The organism is Hyphomicrobium sp. B1, assembly GCF_049532635.1.
In the GTDB taxonomy this organism is placed as follows: Bacteria; Pseudomonadota; Alphaproteobacteria; order Rhizobiales; family Hyphomicrobiaceae; genus Hyphomicrobium_B.
Genome location: NZ_CP134871.1, coordinates 2,252,013 through 2,270,563 on the forward strand (window position 1 = coordinate 2,252,013; position 18,551 = coordinate 2,270,563).

The window sequence follows — 18,551 nt, forward strand, 5'->3', positions numbered from 1 at the left end:
GCAAGCCTACGTAATCGCCGCAGCATGCAGCAATTACGGAGATTGACCATTATGAGCGCATCGAAAGGCACCGCCGTCGTTACCGGCGCGTCGAGCGGCATCGGCGCGATTTACGCCGACCGTCTCGCCAAACGGGGTTACGATTTGATCCTCGTCGCCCGCAACGAGGAACGTCTGAAAGACGTCGCGGCGCGGATCGCAAGCACGACCGGCCGCTCAGTCACAATCCTTCCCGCAGATCTGAACGACAGGGCCTCGCTGGCCAAAGTCGAAAGCGTGCTGAAGGAAAATCCAGCCGTTACGATGCTCGTCAACAATGCAGGCTTCGGTTCCGCTGTACCGCTCCTTCAATCCGATATCGGCAAGATGGTGGAGATGATCGACCTCAACGTCACGGCGTTGACGCGTCTTGCGTACGCGGTGGCACCCGCCTTTGCGTCGCGCGGGAAGGGGACGATCATCAACATCTCGTCTATCGTCGGCATCGCGCCGGAACTGCTCAACGGCGTCTACGGCGGCTCGAAGGCTTATGTGCTCGCCTTTTCGCAATCGCTTCAGCACGAATTGGCCGACAAGGGCGTGCGCATCCAGGTCGTTCTGCCCGGTGCAACCGCCACCGAATTCTGGGACATCGCCGGCTTTCCGCATTCGAACATGCCGTCGTCATGGGTGATGTCGGCCGAGGACATGGTCGATGCCGCGCTCGCCGGTCTCGACAACGGTGAGGTCGTGACGATCCCGGCGTTGCAGGATGCTGCCGACTGGGAGGCATACGAGGCGGCTCGGAAAGCGATGTCCGGCAAGCTCAGCAACGTCAATCCGGCGCCGCGCTATGGCATCAAGGCCGCGCAGACGGCGTGAGCGTTAGACATCTGGTCTGACCAATCATCAGCCGCCCGCCCTTGAGCGCGCGGCGCTTCACCGCGCCGCGTCGCTTGCTGAGCGCCGCTCCGGAACTTGTGCGATTTGACGGCTGCCCGCTAGAAGGTGAGCAGTTCGCAAATGGCATGATGGAAAGTTCGGTGAGCAAACTTCAGACGGTGGTCGAAGAGATAGTGGACGAAATGCGTGGCATGTCTGAGCGCGGCACGGTCGCCTCGTACATCCCAGAGCTTGCCCGCGTCGATCCCAAGTACTTCGGTATCGCCGTGATCGAATCGGACGGTAACGTCATTGTCGGCGGCGACGGCGACGTTCCGTTTTCCATTCAGAGCATCTCGAAGGTCTTCACGCTGACGCTGGCGCTGGGCAAGGTGGGAAACCGGCTCTGGACGCGCGTTGGCCGCGAGCCGTCTGGCAGCCCTTTCAATTCGATTGTCCAGCTTGAACGCGAGCAGGGGATCCCGCGCAATCCCTTCATCAACGCCGGCGCCATCGCTGTGACGGATTTGATTCTGTCTGGTCACCAGCCGCGCGAGGCGCTGGGTGAAATTTTGCGATTTATGCAATTTTTAGCCGATGATCCGACCGTCACCATCGACCACGAAGTCGCCGCATCCGAGCATCGAACCGGCTTCCGCAACGCTGCTCTCGCCAATTATATGAAATCTTTCGGCGTTCTCGATAACCCGGTCGATTTTACTCTAGGTGTCTATTTTCACCACTGCGCCATCGCCATGTCGTGCCGCCAGTTAGCCATGGCGGGACGCTTTCTTGCACAAAATGGCAGCAATCCCTCAACCGGCCTCGCCGTTGTGCAACCGGAACGGGCGCGTCGGATCAACGCGCTCATGCTGACGTGTGGCCACTACGATGGCTCCGGGGAGTTCGCTTATCGCGTGGGTCTGCCGGGCAAGAGCGGCGTCGGCGGTGGCATCCTGGCTGTCGCCCCCGGAAAGGCGTCGATCGCCGTCTGGTCGCCGGGATTGGATACTACCGGCAATTCTCGGCTGGGCCAGATCGCGCTCGAAAAGCTCGCCAAGAAAATGGGCTGGTCGATCTTCGGGGCGTAAAGGCTGTGCATCCGCCAAATCAGTAAAGGTGATGACACGCGCAAAAACGGCCGAACATCGCATCGGGATGCTCAGGAAAGAAATCGCATTTGATTTTATGGAAGTTCAATGAAGCGGATGAGATTCATCCGTTTCGCGCAAAAGGTTCGAGCCAACCCTTCGCGCGATCATTCAGCGGACGTGTCGTCGATTTTTCGGAACGGACGAGCGCAAATGCTCAACTCCAACGCACCACTCGCGCGTCTTCTTCGACGGCTTCTTCATGATACCAGCAATCGCTGAATCCGACTTTACGGAAATGCCATGCCGGCAAGATTGCAGCGGCAGACTTAACCAAGCGCTCCTGACCATGGAGAGCCGTGCGTCCGCCCTTGGGGAACTGATAAATTTTAGCAGTCGGTCGTAATTGCCTTTCTTCCATTTTTGCCTCGCGTTTCGCTTCGCCGGTGTCAAAGATGACCGGCTCGTCCTTCATGATGGCCCGATTTTCCTGATGCCTCAATTGAAATCAGCAATTGCCTATATTATGGGCATGCTAGGTTTTGCATCTTTCGGTAGCATTGCCAGCGCTGTTGAACGCACGTAGTCATCGTTGTGTTCCGCCGCAAGCCTTGGCTCCGATGGCCATGCTTCATTTGAGGAGGTTCGATGCTGACTGACGATTCCCAGGTCGAGAGCGACTGCCTCTTCGCCGGGAATGTGTCTGGAGGCATGTTCGAAGCCGCTGTTAACGTTGCCCGACGGCGTGATGGCGGCTTCACCATGGATATCTCAATGAGCGCCATGTTCCATCGACGCTGGTGCGCGTACGTCGCGCCCAACGCGCCTTCGGGTTCACGCAGCCAGCCCTGCGATCGGCGGCCGCGCATCCAATAGGAATTCCACAGACGTCAACTTAGGGAGCTGTCCAGAATGACGAAGTACAAACTTGAGTATATTTGGCTCGATGGCTACACGCCCGTGCCCAACCTGCGCGGCAAGACACAGATCAAGGAATACAGCTCGTTCCCTGATCTCGCGGATCTCCCGCTGTGGGGCTTCGACGGTTCCTCCACGAAGCAGGCTGAGGGCTCGAGCTCTGACTGCGTTCTGAAGCCGGTTGCTCACTATCCCGATCCGGCGCGCACCAACGGCGTACTGGTCATGTGCGAAGTCATGATGCCCGACGGCGTCACGCCGCACGTTTCCAACAAGCGCGCGACCATTCTGGACGATTCCGGCGCATGGTTCGGCTTCGAGCAGGAATACTTCTTCTACAAGAACGGCCGTCCGCTCGGCTTCCCGGCTGAAGGCTATCCGGCACCGCAGGGCGAGTATTACACCGGCGTCGGCTACAAGAACGTTGGCGACGTTGCCCGCTCGATCGTCGAAGAACACCTTGATCTCTGCTTGGCTGCCGGCATCAACCACGAAGGCATCAACGCCGAAGTGGCGAAAGGCCAGTGGGAATTCCAGATCTTCGGTAAGGGCTCCAAGAAGGCTGCCGACGAGATGTGGATGGCGCGCTACCTGCTTCTCCGTCTCACGGAAAAGTATGGCGTCGATATCGAGTTCCATTGCAAGCCGCTCGGCGACACCGACTGGAACGGCTCGGGCATGCACTGCAACTTCTCGACCGAGTACATGCGCACGGTCGGCGGCAAGGATTATTTCGAAGCGCTGATGAAAGCCTTCGACAAGAACCTGATGGACCACATCAACGTCTACGGCCCGGACAACGACAAGCGTCTGACCGGCAAGCACGAGACCGCGCCGTGGAACAAGTTCAGCTACGGCGTTGCCGACCGCGGCGCTTCGATCCGTGTTCCGCACTCGTTCGTGAAGAACAACTACAAGGGCTACCTTGAAGATCGCCGCCCGAACTCGCAGGGCGACCCATACGCGATCGCGTCCCAGGTTCTGAAGACGATCTCGGAAGTGCCGGCTGGCGCTGCTGCGAAGGCTGCCTAACGCATTATCGTGGCGCCGGCTCTTGCAGTCGGCGCCACGAGTTTATCTGGGACGAGGCGCCCCTTCTGGCCCAGGCACTCAAACACCATTTTGCGCTGCGCATTCACGTCTGGGACCGCCTCTATTTTGGGTGAACACCCGCGCCGCGTGAACATTGTAACGTCCGATCTCGACGCCACGTACTGATGAGCAACGGCCATAGCTTTCGATTGAGAGCTGGCTCATGACAGTTCGTTTAGGATAGAGACCGGAAATGCTCCTGCTCCTCCTCGCATACGTCGGCGGTGTCCTCACCATCGTCAGTCCGTGCATTTTGCCGGTGCTGCCATTCGTCTTCGCGCGAGCCGATAAGCCGTTCCTGCAAAGCGGCTTGCCGACTCTCATTGGCATGGCGGCGACGTTCGCTGTCGTTGCGACGCTGGCGGCTGTCGGCGGCGGTTGGGCCGTTGCCGCAAACGAATATGGCCGCTATGCCGCGCTCATTCTGGTCGCGCTGTTCGGCCTTGCGCTCGTCTTCCCCGGCCTTTCCGAACGTCTCACCCATCCGCTCGTCACGCTCGGCGACCGGCTATCGAAACGCGCTGACAGCGCCGCCGCTGGCCATGCCGCGATTTGGCCATCGCTGCTGCTCGGTGTCGCCATCGGCTTGCTATGGGCGCCCTGTGCCGGTCCCGTGCTCGGTCTCATCCTGACAGGTGCTGCACTTAACGGCGCAAGCGCGACGACGACGTTGCTACTGCTCGCCTATGCGGCGGGCGCAGCGACATCGCTCGCTCTGGCACTGCTGGCGGGTGGACGTGTATTCGCCGCCATGAAGAGCTCGCTCGGAGTCGGTGAGTGGGTGCGCCGCGGCGTCGGCGTCCTCGTCTTGGTCGCGGCGGGCGCCATCGCAATGGGCGCCGACACGGGCGTTCTTACCCGTCTGTCGCTTGCTAGCACGGCCTCTCTCGAACAGCGTCTGGTCGATATGTTCGGCGGACGCTCCATGATGCCGAATGCCGAAACCGCCGTCGCGTCGAACGACAAAGGCGAGCTTCCCATCGAAGGCAAGATGCCCTCAATCGATGGCGCGGTCGAATGGCTCAACTCTCCGCCGCTGACGCGCGAGGCGTTGAAGGGCAAGGTCGTCCTGATCGATTTTTGGACCTACTCGTGCATCAACTGCTTGCGCGCACTGCCGTATGTCGAAGCCTGGGCAAAGAAGTATAAGGCCGAAGGTTTGGTCGTCATCGGCGTCCACGCGCCAGAGTTCGCCTTCGAGAAGAAGATCGCGAACGTCAAGCAGGCGGTCTCGGATCTCGGTATCACGTACCCAGTCGCCATCGACAACAACTACGCGATCTGGCGCGCCTTCAATAACGAGTATTGGCCTGCGCACTACTTCATCGACGCCAATGGCAACATCCGTCACCATCACTTCGGCGAGGGAGACTATGATGGCTCCGAGCGCGTGATTCAGAAACTGCTTGCTGAAGCCGGACACAAGAATGTCTCGACCGGCATCGTCTCGGTCGATGGTTCGGGCATCGAGGCGCAGCCATCCGAGACGGTCAAGTCACCCGAGACGTATGTGGGTTACCGTCGCGCGGAAAACTTTGTCTCGCCGGGTGGCGCGATCCGCGACGCCTCCCACGATTATACTGGCAAGCCCGATGAGCTGAACGACTGGGCCCTGAATGGCAACTGGACCATCACGCCGGAGCATGCCGCGCTAAATGCGGCAGGTGGCAGCATCAGCTTTCGGTTCCATGCACGCGATCTGCACCTCGTTTTGGGGCCAGGGCCGGACGGCAAGCCCGTGCGCTTCAAGGTCACGATCGATGGGAAAGCGCCGGATGCCGGTCACGGCGAGGACACTGACGCGAGCGGCAATGGCACGGTCACGACGCAGCGGCTCTATCAGCTTGTCCGTCAATCGGGAACGATCGCAGATCGCACGTTCAAGATCGAGTTTCTCGATCCCGGCGTGCAGGCTTTCGCTTTCACGTTCGGCTGATAGCCCCTGCGACGGCAGATCTATCAGACGGATTCTGTTTTCTGCTGTGGGTGCTCCAGAGTGGCTCCCACAAATCGCCAGAACGCGGCCAATTTGGCGGCGTCGTGGAAGTCCTGGATCTCTGCGATCAGAAATCCCCTGAAGCGGATGAGCTGCCGAAGCCGTACGGTCAATTCGATGCCCGTTTCGCGATGCCGCATCGTGGCGACAAGCCGTGTCCGCACGAGGCCATTGTCCCACCGAACATATTCGATGCGTGAGCGACTTTCGATGAGTGCCATAGCGCCGAGATAGCGGCGGCGAACATCTTCCTTTCCCCGAATAGTCAAAGATTCGCCGTTGGGACCACCGGTATTCGTAGTGTAGATGACGTCTTCTAGGTATTTAGCCAGCACGCCTTCGACGCTTCCGGAGTTCCATGACTCCTGGGCGGATTCCAATATCGCTCTGATGATTTCGATATTGATGGGCGATGATCTCTGGCTATTTCGCATTCGTTCCGCACGGCGCCGAAACACTGTGCCGAATGTTAACAAAATGGAGGCTCGCCCGGATCGACGTTCAGTGCAAATCAAAATTGCTTATGGCGGTATGCGCGCAATGCATGTGCGATCATGCAGTGTTGACGGATGACGGCCATACGCTATTCGACGAGGGCTGATTTTCGTCGAAGCGAAGCCCTTCGAGCGTGTGAGGAATATTTTGTATAAGCCTTGCGTTTGATCTTTCGCGAGCTGCGCTTGGTGACCGGCTTCGGCGCCGGCGGCGATACGTCGGCGATGACCTGCACCGGCGCCTTGGCTTTGAGCTGAACGACCTTGTAGCCCCCCGCCTTCAGCTTTGCGAGCAGTTGGGGAACGGCGTCGGCCGTCCACTTATGAATGTCATGCATCAGGATGATGCCGCGACCGCGCGCCTTGAGCCCCGCCATCACACGCGCAATAACCGGAGCCGAACTCCGCACACGCCAGTCGTTCGAATCGACGTCAACCGCGAACTGAGCAATGTTGCGGCTCTTGAAATAGTCTTCCGACAGCTTGCTGCTGCTGAGATAAGGATAGCGGAAAAACGGCGCGACCGGTTCGGGGCTGTTCTTCTGGACGATATCGAAAGTCGCTTCGACTTCCTGCTTGATCTCGGGAAGCGTCAGTCGCGCGACGTTGGGATGAGACCAGGTATGCGTTCCGATCGTGTGTCCCTGTTCGGCGACTTCTTTGACGACCTCCGGATGGAGGGCCACCATCTCTCCAACCATGAAGAACGTCGCCTTGGTGCATTCCTTGGCGAGAGCGGCCAAAACCTTGCGCGTGTCCTGCGGCGAGGGGCCGTCGTCGAAGGTCAATACGACTTCGCCCGGCGCGAGAAATTTCGGATCCCCATGCGGCTCGCCAAACCACGGGCCGCCCGTCGTATCCACTTCGATCGTTCGCGATACTCCGAGCGTCCCTTTCGGGCACGTGTCCTCGGCGCGCACTGCGGTGGGCATCTGCAGGCCTGCTGTCATTACGGCCGACATCACAAAGCTTAGCTTCCAAATCAGCCGCATGTCGCCCACCCCCAAAGGGCCATGAAATCAAAGCAGGTAGAGGTCCAGAAACGACCACCGTGAGTGAGACTTCTGCTCAGCCTGAGATGGTTCGTCAATACAACACGTCGTGGCAATAGCGCATACATCTTAAGCTGCCCGACAAGTGTCCTGGCATGAGTCAGGACACCGCACCCGGCATTGGTCGTATAGGCACGTTCATTTACCCGGCTGCAATCGAATCTCTGCCACACTTAGCTAGCAAAGTCTTTACCTTGACCCGTGCAGGAGCTGATGTGCGTAAATTCGTTCTGTTGCTTGGCTGTTTTGCTGCAAGCCCCGTCGCGGCTGGCGAGGTCCAGCTCACGGGCGAAGCCATCAAAACGACGCTTGGCGGATCGCATTTGGCACTCGACACACCTGTCGGGAGCACCGTTTCTGTTCACATCGGCCACGATGGCCTGATGTCAGGTGAGGCAGGCACCGCCCTGGGCGCGGTACTGGGTGCCTCCAAGGATCGTGGCCGCTGGTGGGTCACCGAAAATAAAGTTTGCTTCAAGTGGTTTCGCTGGTTTGACGCCGAGCAGCGGTGCGCCACGATCATTTTGAACGGCGACCGCTTCACTTGGCGGAAGGACAACGGCGACACCGGCACCGGAACCATCGTCGAACGTGGCACGCCTGTCGCCAAGCCTGCCACGATCGTCGCCGAGGCAAAGAAGCCGGCGGCTCCGGTACGCAAGCGCGTGGAAAAGAAGCCTGAGGTCGCGGTGGCTGCGAATGAGCCGGAGGCGAAACCTTCGACGCTTCAGGCTTCTGCACCCACGGCCGAGGCCAAGACTCGCGCCTCCCAGCAAGCTTCTCATTCCAATACGTCGACAGTGGCTGTAGCTGCGGCCGCGCCGAAACATATTGACGCCGAGACGACGACCGTCGCCTTCCATGTTCCCGCGCCGCGTCCGGCGGTCCGGCCGCAACATCACGATCCCGTCGCCGTCGCATCGGTGAAGCCGCAGTTTTTTACGTCGGTCAAGGTCGCCGCCAGGACCCATCGCGCAAAAGTCGAAGTCGCGAAGATCCAAGCCCCGCGCGCTGATCGGAAGCCGTTTCGCGTTGCTGGCGTCGATCCGAGCGACGTTCTCAACATTCGCACCGGTCCATCGTCTGACTACGAGACCGTCGGCGGCATTCCGCCCAACAGCCGCGGCATCACCATCACCGGGCCATGCCAGAACGACTGGTGCCCCGTGAAGCACCAGACGCTCGTGGGCTGGGTCAATCGCCGCTATCTCACCGAAGAGACCGCTGCAAACACCGCTGCGGTTTCGGAGCCGAATTACTGGGATCCGGCTCCCTGATGCGCTTCAGCGGCGCTTCCTGACAGAAATGCTTTCGCCGTTCCGCTCCTAGGCGGTCGGCGGCGTTTTGCGTTTGACCGTCGTGCCTCAAAACCTTGCTGTGAAATGCTGCCGCGCTAGCGCGTGCAGCTGACGGCGCGCCACTCGCGCATCGGCGCGAGCAGCACGGAGACAAACAGGCCGCCAAACCTCGTATGGCGAGACATCAGCGCTCGTTCGCGATGGCGGCCCCGCAACTGGGTGGCAGATCTTGTGCTTCATGCTCCGAGCGGGGCAAATAACATCGGATCACAATTGATTGCGAATTGCGGTTCAATGTGATCCGGGTGTTTTTCTGGTGCGGAATAGGTGATTCGTATTTAGGCTCATGGGCATATGCCGTGAGATATATTTTGTCGTATATCCGGCAATTGATTTTCTTCTGCAGAATAAACGGTGCTGCCGAATAGATAAAACACGCATGTTTTATATTTGTGAAATATCGGACACATAAAAAACTATTGTTTTTCAGGTTGATGGTGAGTTTTGAAGGATTCAAAATGGCATGTGGAATGCAGCGCGCTTTGTCGCTTTTCTTATGTGGTTATGCGAGTCAAATAAGAATTATTGCGTCAAATATAATGTGCTGAAATCATTGAATATCGATGCGAAATAAAAAGGGAAAAATAATCTGAATTAGGACCTGGAATTGAGCGGACTGAATGCCACCTAACAGACGCCGTCGGAATGGCGGCCCGTGTCGCAAGGCACGTCTCCAAGAGGCGCACCAAGGTCTTGGTGTGGCTCCGTTCATCGATGGTCATGCATCGCTCGAGGAGTACCTGACTATGATTCACAGCGATAACCTCCAGAACGCCTTTCAACAGAATCCCAACAGCTACTACGGCGGCTGGAACCCGAACCCCGCGCAGGCTTGGGGTCAGGCATGGGGTGCACAGGCTTTCTCCCAGCCTCAGCACGCCTGGAACGCCGGATTAGGGCAGTCGGCCTTCGGCTATGGTCCGAACTTCGGCGGCCAGAATTTCGGTGGTCAGTTCGGCGGCCAGCGGCAGCTGTCTCATCACGACGTCGGTGAGGTCGTTCGCCAGCTTATGCCGATCCTGCCGCAGGTCATCGCTCAGGCCCAGCAGTCGCAGGCTGCCTTCGGTCAGGGCGGTTACGGCGCTGGGTTCGGAGCAGCTTATGGCGGAGCCGCGCGCAATCTTTCGCAGCAGGATGTGAATGAGGTGGTTCGCCAGATACTGCCTGTCATTCCCCAGATCGTCGGCCTCCTGCAGCAACAGGGCCAGCAGGGGTCTTATGGTAACGCCGCCTACGGCGGCGGCCAGGGTCTCAATCTCGGCTGGGGCAACCCGGGCTGGAATAACCAGGGTTGGAACAATCCGGGTCAGCACAATCAGGGCGCCTACGGCTACAGCAATCAGAACCCGTATCAGTTGTCGCTCTTTGGTCAGAACCAACCGAACGCGTTCGGACCGTTCGGTCAGGCAGCCTTCGGCGGCAATCAGGGCCACGCCGCCTTTGGTGGCAATCAGGGCCACGCCGCCTTTGGCGGCAATCAGGGCATGGGCCAGCAGCGTCAGCTGAACCAAGTCGAAGTCGGCGAGATCGTCCGTCAGTTGACGGCCGCCCTTCCGCAGGTGATCGCGAACCTCCAGACGATCAATCAGCAGCCGAACATGCAGCGCGGCGCCTGCTGACGCCCGCATTCGCTCTCCCCAAGCCAACCGGAAGCGCCGCCCTTTCGTGGGCGGCGCTTTCTTCCCCATTTCAAGAAGTGAGGATCACGCATGTCGAACGAGTCTCAGCGCTCCGATCAGGGCGGCAGATCGCAGGATACGCGCGCGGATACGCAAGCGCTCATCGGGCTACTCGAAAATCTCGTGCCATTATTGATGCGCTTTCAGTCTGATGCTTTCGGTCAGCAAGGTCCGTTGCATCTTGCTGGTGGTAACGCCGCGCAACTTGAGCAACAAGCCGCCGTTGCCTTCACGGAAGATATCATCCTCGACTCACTCCGAAACGTCTCGGCATATCTTCAGCGAAACGCCAGCCGCTATCCCGGTCTCGATACCTATAGCGGTGTCGTCGAGCAGGCGCGGCGGGCGTTCGATGCGCGCGATTATCAATCGGCGCTTGCTCTGATCCTGCAGGCGTATCGCGCGATCACCGTCGTTCGCTCCATTCGCCCCGAACTGCCGCCCATCCGCGAGAGGGCACAGAACGAGCAAAACGGATCGGGGCGAGCCGTGCACTGAGTGCGCGAGACGAGACGGTTGAGCTGAGGCTTTGTCAACGGACGCGCCGGGCGATTCGTCCGCGCGTTTGTGCTGCTTGTCTGCGTGCGCCGACGCCCGAGATCACTGCTCTAAACCGTGACCGATAATCCTCAGTCCTGTGGTCGTCCGGCATTTTCGTCAGTTTTTTGACGGAAAATGATGTGACTGGCGCGAAATTCGCAAAACTCCTGATAAGCTTTTTGTCGCTTATCGGGGAACAGCGAAAATCGTGGATTTACCGGGAGATTTCGGCACCTTCCTTCGCGCCAATCGATGGCCGCCATTCCATGTTGATGGAATTCCAGGCAGCCCGGCTGCGTGCGGCATGGTCGATACCTCCCGCGCGTTCGCGCCTTGCGACCGCTCAGGCAATTCGTCCGCTCCGTTTCAGCCGCAGTCACAACGTGCCGAAAACGACCGGCTCTCCCGTCACGTCCGTGCGGGATTGCTGTTGCTCCTCGCATCATGCGGATGGATCGTCGGCGGCGACGAGGGCGTAAGACGCGCCGTTGCGCGCGGCACGCCGTGTCGTGATCGCGGCCCGGAAATGCAAAACACTCCGCGTGATCATTTTGCGATCCGCACGCTCGAGCCCGCGGACGCTCCCGAGCTGTTCGCCGAAATCGATCGCATCTGCTGGCGCGCAAAGCTGCCGCAACGGCCTCGCATCTGCGTGCTGATCGGGCAGAGGGCGATGAACGCCTACGCATTCGGCGGTCCGAACGATGCGATCGTCACCTTCACCGAAGGGTTGCTGCGTGGCATGACCACGAAAGAAGTTGGGGCGATTTTCGCGCACGAGATCGCGCACATCTGCAATGGAGACAGCGCGACGATGTCATGGGCAGCGCAGTTGCAGCGCGCGATCAATGACGTCGCTGCGGCAGGCCTTGCACCGATCCACGCTTTCGGCGCCGTCAAGCAGCAATCCTCGCTGCAGTGGGTGCTCACGCGAGCCCCCGCAATCGCCGAGCTGTTGATGCTTGCGCTATCCCGCTTCCGTGAAATCGAGGCCGACGCATTCGCTCTCGGGTTGACGGGCGATGCAAACACGCTCGAAACGGCGCTTGCCAAGCTTGAGCATCATCATCGTGCGCTGAGCGGTATCCCCGAAGGCTATATCGAGGACCGGCTCGCGTCGTATCTGCGCAGCCATCCGGTTACCAGCGAGCGCATCGGCCATCTGCGCGCCTCGCCGCTCTACGGCGCAGCCCAGTTACGCCGACCGGCGTAGCGGTTGGGTCGACGCCCTCTCGGCCCGCATCGGCAACTCGACGATGACGCGAAGGCCGCCTCGCGGCGAGTCTCCCAGCGTGATGGACCCATTGTGAAGCTCGACAATCTGCTTCGCGATCGCAAGCCCGAGGCCGCTGCCGCCGGTCTCGCGGCTGCGCGAGGGTTCGCGGCGGTAGAACGGCTCGAAGACCAACGCGCGCTCGGCAACGGGAATGCCGGGGCCATCGTCGTCGATCAGAACGCGCACGCGTCCGCCGATTGCGCCCGCCGTCACTTTCGGAGCTTTCGCACCGTAGCGGAGCGCGTTGTCGATTAGGTTCGTAAAAAGCCGCCGCAGCGCGACCTCGTCTCCCATCAGCGTCAAGGTATTGCCTGGAAGCTCCAACTCGACATTCGGATGATCGGCGCAGAGCGTGCCGAGCACTTCACCAAGATCGACGACGCCCGTGCGAACCTGTTCCGACCCGCCACGTGCTACCGCCAGAGCATCGTCGATGAGAACCGTCATGTCGTCGAGATCGCGCTCGGCGCGCGCCTGCTGATCCGGATCCGAAATCATCTCGGTTCTGAGCTTCAGTCGTGTGATGTACGTCTTGAGATCGTGCGACACGGCGCCGAGCAGCACGGTCCGGCCTTGGAGGAGCGTCGCGATGCGCTCCTGCATCCGGTTCGTTGCCTCGATCAGCCGTTTGAGTTCCGGCGCGCCGCGCGGCGTAATCACAACCGGCGTCCCATCGCCTGAGAACCTCGTTACCGCGCGCGACAGCTCTTTCAGAGGCCGCGCCTCGCGCCAGACCGCGAACAACGCCGCGATGCCAACGAGGGAACCGAGCACGGCCAGCCAATAGCCGGCCGGAACGCCGAAAAATCGCCGCGAAATCTCGCCCCGCGGCTCAAAGACGGCGTACCCGCCGCTTCTGAGAGCCACTGCGATTCGGACGATGCGGCGCGTCAGCATCCACCGGCTCCCTGGGCGAATGTCGGCAACCATGCCCGTGTCGGTCGGGCCGGAGACCGCAATCACCTCGCGGTTGCCGAGTTCATTGACGTAACGTTCGACCAGCCATTCAATCCCCTTGAGCCGCCGTTGATCGACGGCCACTACCGGAGCTTTGTCGGCAATCTCGACGCCGAGCGTATCGCTTCTCACAGCGTTGAGAACAGTCTCTCGGCCGGCACCATCCGTCGTCTCGAGCAGCTCGACGATGGCAGCCATTTGGTTCGGGAGCGGAAACGCGCCAGGCGTCGTGACCAAAGGTGAGCGTGTGACGTAGGACAGCCCGGCGCCCACCGCCCACAGACCTATCAGCGCCAGCAAAATGATCGCCGAGAGACGGCCGACGAATCCAAGACGTGACAGCACGCTCAAACCTCCTCGATGCGCGCCGCCAGAATGTATCCGACATTACGCATCGTCTTGAACATGGGGACCTCGCCGCGGTCTATTTTCTTTCGCAGCCGGCTGAGCTGAACGTCAATGGTGCGGTCGAGTGGTTCGGAGCGACGTCCGCGCGTCCAGTCCATTAATTGCTCGCGCGACAGAACGCGTCCCGGCCGCGTCACAAAACATTCGAGCAAGTCGAATTCGGCGCTGGTCAATTCAATGGGAGCGGCGCTTGCGTCCGTCACCGAGCGCGCTTCGAGGTCTATGATCATATCGCCGAGCTTTAGGCGCTTCTTCTCGGCGGGCGGCGGCTCGTTGCGGCGCAGGATGGCGCGAATACGCGCCGTCAGCTCGCGAGGATTGAACGGCTTCGGAAGATAATCGTCAGCGCCGATCTCCAACCCGACGATACGGTCGATCTCTTCGCCGCGCGCCGTCAGCATCAGGATCGGCACACGGGACGTGGCGCGAAGTCTTCGGCAGATCGACAAGCCGTCCTCGCCAGGCAGCATGATGTCGAGCACGATCAGGTCCGGCTCTCCGAAAATTGTCAGATGCCGGTCAAGCGCCGCGCCGCCGTCTCCTGTCTCGACGCGAAACCCTTGCTTCTGCAGATAGCCTTGAACGAGCGACCGGATTTCGGCGTCGTCTTCGATGATGAGGATATGCGGGCGGTTGGTCATGTCGCGATGTGAAGCCAGCCCTCGTGTGAGTGCAAGCGTTCCGAGGTCCTGTTACAAAACGTAAAGTTCGGGGCGCGGTTTGAAATACACCGGATACGCGAGCGGGTGAGGTTCCCTGTCGTCACGCCACCCCGGAGTGACGATTGCAAAGGAGAACCCTCATGATCCTCAAGAAATTCGTCATAGCCCCGTTTTGTGTCGCGGCCGCTATGTTCGTCGCTGGCGCCACCGTGGCTGAGGCCGGATGGCAGCGCTCCGGTGGTGGCGTTGGCCCTCGCGGTGGAACTTGGCACTCGTCGGGATCAGGTTCGTGCGCCTACGGCTCGTGCGCTTCCCATCAGAGCTATACCGGTCCGCGTGGAAATACTGTGAACCGCTATGGCAGCACCAGCTGTTCTGGCGGGACGTGCAATCATTCCGCGACCTATAGCGGTCCATATGGCGGCAGCGTAACGCGCAATAGCTCGGTCACTCGAAACTGAAACCTGCCGCATAGAGACTATGCTCGGCGCGATGACGGCGCCAGGCCAACCCAAGCTATTTCATTTTTTCCTCTGACCTCGGAGTACGTGATGCGACCCGTCATTTTCGCTGCCTTGTTTGCCCTACCTTGGATCGGCTTTTCCGCGGGCGTCGCGCTCGCACAGGCTGCTTCCGACAAACCACTCACCAAGGCGCAGATTCAAGCTCTCGCCAATAATCCGAACGCCCGCGCGGCGCTCGCCGTCTGCAAGGACGATCGTGCGCGCCTCTGCGGCAGCGTGATGCCGGGTGGTGGCCGAATTCTCCGTTGTTTCTCGGAGAAGGCAGGAAGCCTCAGTCAGCCATGCCGCGATGCCATTATCGCCGTAAGGAATTCAGCGGCGAACTAACGCCGAAGACGACATGGCATCGAGACGGGGAGGGGAAATGCCCTCCCTGCCGTTGCGCGCACTCTCAAAATCAAAGGACGCAAGCCCCATGACGGATATTCCGGCATTTCTGAGCACTGCTCCCCGGCCGCTCTTCGGCTTCTTTCCTGTTGCGCTTGTATTCATTGCCGTCGAGCTTCTCTATATGCGGCTCGCACACCATGCTGACGAGCAAGATGGGCGGGAGACAGTAGCTTCGATGGGCGTCGCAGTCGGCGATCTTGCGTCGCGTATTCTGACCGGCGGCCTCGTCGCGATCCCGATGCTGTTCTTCTATCGGCATCGCCTTTTCGATATTCCGCTCGATACAGCATGGAGCTGGATCGCGCTGTTTCTCGGTGTGGAGTTCTTTTACTACTGGTTTCATCGCGCGTCGCACCGGGTCCGTTGGTTTTGGGCGACACACGCCGTGCATCACTCAGCGACGCACTTCAACCTGTCGGCCGCCATCAGGCTCGGCTGGACGGGCGTGATCAGCGGTGCGTTTCTGTTCTTCCTGCCGTTGGCGCTCATCGGATTTCATCCGGCTGCCATCGGGCTGACGCTCGGGCTGGGGCTAGTCTATCAGTTTTTCCTGCACACCGCCGTTCCCGTTCGCCTGGGTCCGCTGGAATGGGTCTTGAACACGCCGGCTCATCATCGTGTCCATCACGCGTCGAACGAAACCTGCCTCGACAAGAACTATGGCTCAGTCCTTATCGTCTTCGACCGGTTGTTTGGGTCGTTCGCGGCTGAGCCCGCTGGCGAGGCGCTGAAATTTGGCCTGAAGGGCCGCCAGCCCAGCACGAACCCGCTTCACATCGCGTTGTCGGAATGGGGCTATCTTTGGCGGGATTTCCGAAACGCGCCGAACCTCTCGCGCAAAATCAGGGTGTTGTTCGGTACACCGTAAGCTCGCACGTCTTCCGCGAACTCAAAAGATATTGAACGCAAATCATCCAACTCGAATGTCAAGTTAGACCGAACGGCATATCCGGGCGCTCGAGTGCCTACAATTTAAACAATTGCAAACGAATCGATCTATCTGGCCGTTTATTTTCTGGAAAATCGGCTGATTTTCCTGAGAAGAACATGAAAATACGACCAGGCACCATTTGGCACGATTCCTGCGCTTACGAATTTGTAAGGAAACTGCCTTGGACGGCCGCGACGGCAGGCCAGGCACGAGAGGGGAGTCGCTTATGGCCGATCAATCCGCGGCAATGCTGACGATATTCACCGAGTTCTATTTCTTTCTCACTATCGTCTTGATGTTCTTCATTCACATCGGCTTCTGCATGTACGAAGTCGGTGTCGCCCGCACCAAAAACGTCCAGCACACGCTTCTGAAGAACGCGATGGCGATCCCCGTCGTCGGCCTTGCGTTCTTCCTGTTCGGTATGTGGATCTACATCGCCTTGCAGGGTTGGCCTGTCAGCTCGACATCCGTCAGCTTCTCAACGGGCTTCGAGCCATGGTCCGATAAGCTCGCTCCCAACCTGTCTGACCGCATCTCCGGCGTTTTCTGGGGTGCATTCGCACTCTTCGGCATGACCGCGGCCTCGATCGTCTCGGGCTCGATCATCGAGCGCGCAAAGACGTCGGGCTTTTTGATCATCGCCATCTATGTCGGCGCAGTTGCCTGGGTCGTCCCCGCAGCATGGGGCTGGTCAGGCAATGGCTGGATGACGCAATACCTCGGGTTCCACGACCAGTATTGCTCGGCCGTCCTGCACTCGGTTTCGGGTTTTGTTACCCTCGGCATCCTGATGCACCTCGGGCCGCGCATCGGCAAGTTTGCGCCTGACGGCACGCCGCGCGAAATCCCGGCGCACAATCCGTGGATGGTCACCGTGGGTCTCTTCATGATCTACGTGGGCTTCTTCGGCTTCTATGCCGCTTGCCACATCCCGATGGCCAACGTCGCCGCCGAAGGCCAGCCCGCCTACTGGACCGCGACGAACATCTATGGCTTCCCGATCACGTTGTCGGGCGTCACGATGAACTTCTTGCTCGCCCTCTTCGGCGGCATGATGACGGCCTATCTGGTGTCCAACGGCAACGCCTTCTGGACGTTCTCCGGCGGCCTCACGGGCCTCATCTCGGCAAGCGCCGGCAACGACCTCTACCATCCCGTTGTCGCTCTTGCGATTGCCGTCGCCGGTACGATCATGGCGTACTACGCGCATAACTGGGTCGAAAAGAAATACAAACTCGATGACGCTGTCGGCGCGGTTGCGGTGCACGGCTATTGCGGCGTGTTCGGCGGCATCGTCGCCGGATTTGTGCTGTGGGGTTACCCGGCAATCATGCCGAGCTCCGGCGCAGCCGTTGCGCTTTCAGAAGGTGCAGGTTGGTTCGGGACGAACGCGCAAGGTCTGCCGGTCGTAACGCCGATCGGCAACGCCATCGCGACGCTCGTCTTCGCCCTCGGTTTCGGTCTGATCCCAGGCTACATTATCGGCTTTGTCCTGAAGATGCTGGGCCTACTCCGTGTCGATCCGAAGGTCGAGCTGACGGGTCTCGATGGCGAGCACATCGAGACGACCTACCCGAATCTCTCGGGAGCTGAAGCAGCCTTTGAGGCTCTGCAGCGTAAGGAACTCAAAATCTAATCTTTACGCCGGCGGCGGACTATGCCGCCGCCGGCTCTCTTATTCCATAAGATCCAAAGGAGAGCTTCATGAACACGGGTGTCTCTGGCTTCGAAAAACTTCCCGAGATGAGCGCTATCTATCCGTTCCATGGCGACGAAATTCTTTTCACGCTCGCCATCCTCGCATTCTTTATTGCCTTCTTCATTTTCCAGATCAGCATGGAAGCAAGGCATCACAAAACGATCATCGGCAATTTCACGGCCAGCCCGGCTGAGTGACGAACTGAGATATAGACGAGCCACAGAAAGGCCTCCCTTGCGGAGGCCTTTTTATTTTTGCTATCACGGTCATGCAGGCACCGAGCGCCTTTCGAGCCCCGCCGTCCTTATGAGATTCTTATACGGATCTCCCCCCGCCCAACTCGAATTCCTATGCGCCGCGTGTCACCTAAACGCGGCCCGCAATCCCTTTCGTGCGGGCGCTGCATGCCTCGGAGTAGGAAAACGAAAATGCTGGACATCATCCTTGTAGCGGGCGGGCTGGCGCTCTTTGCCATTGCTATCGCTTACGCTTTTGCCTGCGACCGATTGTGAGGTCTCCATGACATTCGACTACGCCCTGGCCGGCATCGTCACGGCCGGCCTGCTCGCCTACCTCGTTTACGCCCTTCTGCGTCCTGAGCGGTTCTGAAAGGCCAACGC

18 protein-coding genes are annotated in these 18,551 nt (G+C 59.6%); 13 read left to right on the plus strand and 5 right to left on the minus strand.

Annotated elements, in window-relative coordinates; genetic code table 11:
* The first annotated feature begins 51 nt into the window (after positions 1 to 51).
* Positions 52 to 861 carry an SDR family NAD(P)-dependent oxidoreductase gene (locus RLW55_RS10830; RefSeq protein ID WP_409560772.1) on the plus strand — a complete coding sequence of 270 codons (810 nt, stop codon included), beginning with the start codon at positions 52 to 54 and terminating at the stop codon, positions 859 to 861.
* Between the two features lie 149 nt (positions 862 to 1,010).
* On the plus strand, positions 1,011 to 1,952 hold the full coding sequence (locus RLW55_RS10835) for a glutaminase (protein ID WP_423416404.1): 942 nt from the start codon (positions 1,011 to 1,013) through the stop codon (positions 1,950 to 1,952).
* A 217-nt stretch (positions 1,953 to 2,169) separates the two neighbouring features.
* On the opposite strand, the gene RLW55_RS10840 is transcribed toward RLW55_RS10835, so the two are convergent.
* Complete coding sequence (locus RLW55_RS10840) at positions 2,170 to 2,427, minus strand: DUF2735 domain-containing protein (protein WP_423414177.1); 258 nt, start codon at positions 2,425 to 2,427, stop codon at positions 2,170 to 2,172.
* Positions 2,428 to 2,864: 437 nt separating this feature from the next.
* On the opposite strand from RLW55_RS10840, the gene RLW55_RS10845 reads away from it, so the two are divergent.
* A complete protein-coding gene (locus tag RLW55_RS10845; RefSeq protein ID WP_013948732.1) occupies positions 2,865 to 3,902 on the plus strand; it encodes a glutamine synthetase beta-grasp domain-containing protein in 1,038 nt (345 codons plus the stop codon).
* Between the two features lie 253 nt (positions 3,903 to 4,155).
* Positions 4,156 to 5,898: a cytochrome c biogenesis protein DipZ gene (locus RLW55_RS10850; protein WP_423414178.1), complete on the plus strand. Its 1,743-nt coding sequence runs from the start codon at positions 4,156 to 4,158 to the stop codon at positions 5,896 to 5,898.
* 23 nt (positions 5,899 to 5,921) lie between these two features.
* Here the strand turns inward: RLW55_RS10850 and RLW55_RS10855 are convergent, their stop codons facing one another.
* Together RLW55_RS10855 and RLW55_RS10860 are read right to left on the minus strand one after the other, a co-directional pair.
* The gene (locus RLW55_RS10855; protein ID WP_423414179.1) at positions 5,922 to 6,392 is read right to left on the minus strand and encodes a nuclear transport factor 2 family protein; all 471 of its coding nucleotides are present in this window, start codon (positions 6,390 to 6,392) and stop codon (positions 5,922 to 5,924) included.
* A gap of 149 nt (positions 6,393 to 6,541) precedes the next feature.
* Entirely contained in the window at positions 6,542 to 7,444 is a 903-nt protein-coding gene (locus RLW55_RS10860; protein WP_423414180.1) for a polysaccharide deacetylase family protein, read from the minus strand.
* A gap of 275 nt (positions 7,445 to 7,719) precedes the next feature.
* Between RLW55_RS10860 and RLW55_RS10865 the strand changes: the two genes are divergently transcribed.
* The 4 genes from RLW55_RS10865 to RLW55_RS10880 all read left to right on the plus strand — a co-directional run bounded on the left by RLW55_RS10865 (position 7,720) and on the right by RLW55_RS10880 (position 12,294).
* Positions 7,720 to 8,781, plus strand: coding sequence for an SH3 domain-containing protein (locus tag RLW55_RS10865; RefSeq protein WP_423414181.1), 1,062 nt, complete (start codon positions 7,720 to 7,722; stop codon positions 8,779 to 8,781).
* A gap of 827 nt (positions 8,782 to 9,608) precedes the next feature.
* Entirely contained in the window at positions 9,609 to 10,481 is an 873-nt protein-coding gene (locus RLW55_RS10870) for a hypothetical protein (RefSeq protein ID WP_423414182.1), read from the plus strand.
* 90 nt (positions 10,482 to 10,571) lie between these two features.
* On the plus strand, positions 10,572 to 11,039 hold the full coding sequence (locus RLW55_RS10875) for a hypothetical protein (protein WP_423414183.1): 468 nt from the start codon (positions 10,572 to 10,574) through the stop codon (positions 11,037 to 11,039).
* A gap of 250 nt (positions 11,040 to 11,289) precedes the next feature.
* The gene (locus RLW55_RS10880) at positions 11,290 to 12,294 is read left to right on the plus strand and encodes a zinc metalloprotease HtpX (RefSeq protein ID WP_423414184.1); all 1,005 of its coding nucleotides are present in this window, start codon (positions 11,290 to 11,292) and stop codon (positions 12,292 to 12,294) included.
* Here the strand turns inward: RLW55_RS10880 and RLW55_RS10885 are convergent.
* Together RLW55_RS10885 and RLW55_RS10890 are read right to left on the minus strand one after the other, a co-directional pair.
* Entirely contained in the window at positions 12,277 to 13,512 is a 1,236-nt protein-coding gene (locus RLW55_RS10885) for an ATP-binding protein (protein WP_423416405.1), read from the minus strand. The genes RLW55_RS10880 and RLW55_RS10885 overlap by 18 nt on opposite strands.
* 149 nt (positions 13,513 to 13,661) lie before the next feature.
* Positions 13,662 to 14,363, minus strand: coding sequence for a response regulator (locus tag RLW55_RS10890; RefSeq protein ID WP_423414185.1), 702 nt, complete (start codon positions 14,361 to 14,363; stop codon positions 13,662 to 13,664).
* Between the two features lie 572 nt (positions 14,364 to 14,935).
* Between RLW55_RS10890 and RLW55_RS10895 the strand changes: the two genes are divergently transcribed.
* From RLW55_RS10895 to RLW55_RS10915, 5 genes are all read left to right on the plus strand, one after another.
* On the plus strand, positions 14,936 to 15,235 hold the full coding sequence (locus tag RLW55_RS10895) for a cysteine rich repeat-containing protein (protein WP_409560762.1): 300 nt from the start codon (positions 14,936 to 14,938) through the stop codon (positions 15,233 to 15,235).
* An 88-nt stretch (positions 15,236 to 15,323) separates the two neighbouring features.
* The gene (locus tag RLW55_RS10900) at positions 15,324 to 16,166 is read left to right on the plus strand and encodes a sterol desaturase family protein (RefSeq protein ID WP_423414186.1); all 843 of its coding nucleotides are present in this window, start codon (positions 15,324 to 15,326) and stop codon (positions 16,164 to 16,166) included.
* A gap of 289 nt (positions 16,167 to 16,455) precedes the next feature.
* Positions 16,456 to 17,868, plus strand: coding sequence for an ammonium transporter (locus tag RLW55_RS10905; protein WP_423414187.1), 1,413 nt, complete (start codon positions 16,456 to 16,458; stop codon positions 17,866 to 17,868).
* 68 nt (positions 17,869 to 17,936) lie between these two features.
* On the plus strand, positions 17,937 to 18,128 hold the full coding sequence (locus RLW55_RS10910; protein ID WP_013948718.1) for a hypothetical protein: 192 nt from the start codon (positions 17,937 to 17,939) through the stop codon (positions 18,126 to 18,128).
* Between the two features lie 322 nt (positions 18,129 to 18,450).
* On the plus strand, positions 18,451 to 18,540 hold the full coding sequence (locus RLW55_RS10915; RefSeq protein WP_035575846.1) for a K(+)-transporting ATPase subunit F: 90 nt from the start codon (positions 18,451 to 18,453) through the stop codon (positions 18,538 to 18,540).
* The last annotated feature ends 11 nt before the right edge of the window (positions 18,541 to 18,551 follow it).

Excerpts from the sequence above, each read along its gene's own strand:
- RLW55_RS10830 (WP_409560772.1), top strand. The coding sequence starts at position 52 with ATGAGCGCATCGAAAGGCACCGCCGTCGTTACCGGCGCGTCGAGCGGC.
- RLW55_RS10835 (WP_423416404.1), top strand. The coding sequence starts at position 1,011 with ATGGAAAGTTCGGTGAGCAAACTTCAGACGGTGGTCGAAGAGATAGTG.
- RLW55_RS10840 (WP_423414177.1), bottom strand. The coding sequence starts at position 2,427 with ATGAAGGACGAGCCGGTCATCTTTGACACCGGCGAAGCGAAACGCGAG.
- RLW55_RS10845 (WP_013948732.1), top strand. The coding sequence starts at position 2,865 with ATGACGAAGTACAAACTTGAGTATATTTGGCTCGATGGCTACACGCCC.
- RLW55_RS10850 (WP_423414178.1), top strand. The coding sequence starts at position 4,156 with ATGCTCCTGCTCCTCCTCGCATACGTCGGCGGTGTCCTCACCATCGTC.
- RLW55_RS10855 (WP_423414179.1), bottom strand. The coding sequence starts at position 6,392 with ATGCGAAATAGCCAGAGATCATCGCCCATCAATATCGAAATCATCAGA.
- RLW55_RS10860 (WP_423414180.1), bottom strand. The coding sequence starts at position 7,444 with ATGCGGCTGATTTGGAAGCTAAGCTTTGTGATGTCGGCCGTAATGACA.
- RLW55_RS10870 (WP_423414182.1), top strand. The coding sequence starts at position 9,609 with ATGATTCACAGCGATAACCTCCAGAACGCCTTTCAACAGAATCCCAAC.
- RLW55_RS10875 (WP_423414183.1), top strand. The coding sequence starts at position 10,572 with ATGTCGAACGAGTCTCAGCGCTCCGATCAGGGCGGCAGATCGCAGGAT.
- RLW55_RS10885 (WP_423416405.1), bottom strand. The coding sequence starts at position 13,512 with ATGGCTGCCATCGTCGAGCTGCTCGAGACGACGGATGGTGCCGGCCGA.
- RLW55_RS10890 (WP_423414185.1), bottom strand. The coding sequence starts at position 14,363 with ATGACCAACCGCCCGCATATCCTCATCATCGAAGACGACGCCGAAATC.
- RLW55_RS10895 (WP_409560762.1), top strand. The coding sequence starts at position 14,936 with ATGCGACCCGTCATTTTCGCTGCCTTGTTTGCCCTACCTTGGATCGGC.
- RLW55_RS10900 (WP_423414186.1), top strand. The coding sequence starts at position 15,324 with ATGACGGATATTCCGGCATTTCTGAGCACTGCTCCCCGGCCGCTCTTC.
- RLW55_RS10905 (WP_423414187.1), top strand. The coding sequence starts at position 16,456 with ATGGCCGATCAATCCGCGGCAATGCTGACGATATTCACCGAGTTCTAT.
- RLW55_RS10910 (WP_013948718.1), top strand. The coding sequence starts at position 17,937 with ATGAACACGGGTGTCTCTGGCTTCGAAAAACTTCCCGAGATGAGCGCT.
- RLW55_RS10915 (WP_035575846.1), top strand. The coding sequence starts at position 18,451 with ATGACATTCGACTACGCCCTGGCCGGCATCGTCACGGCCGGCCTGCTC.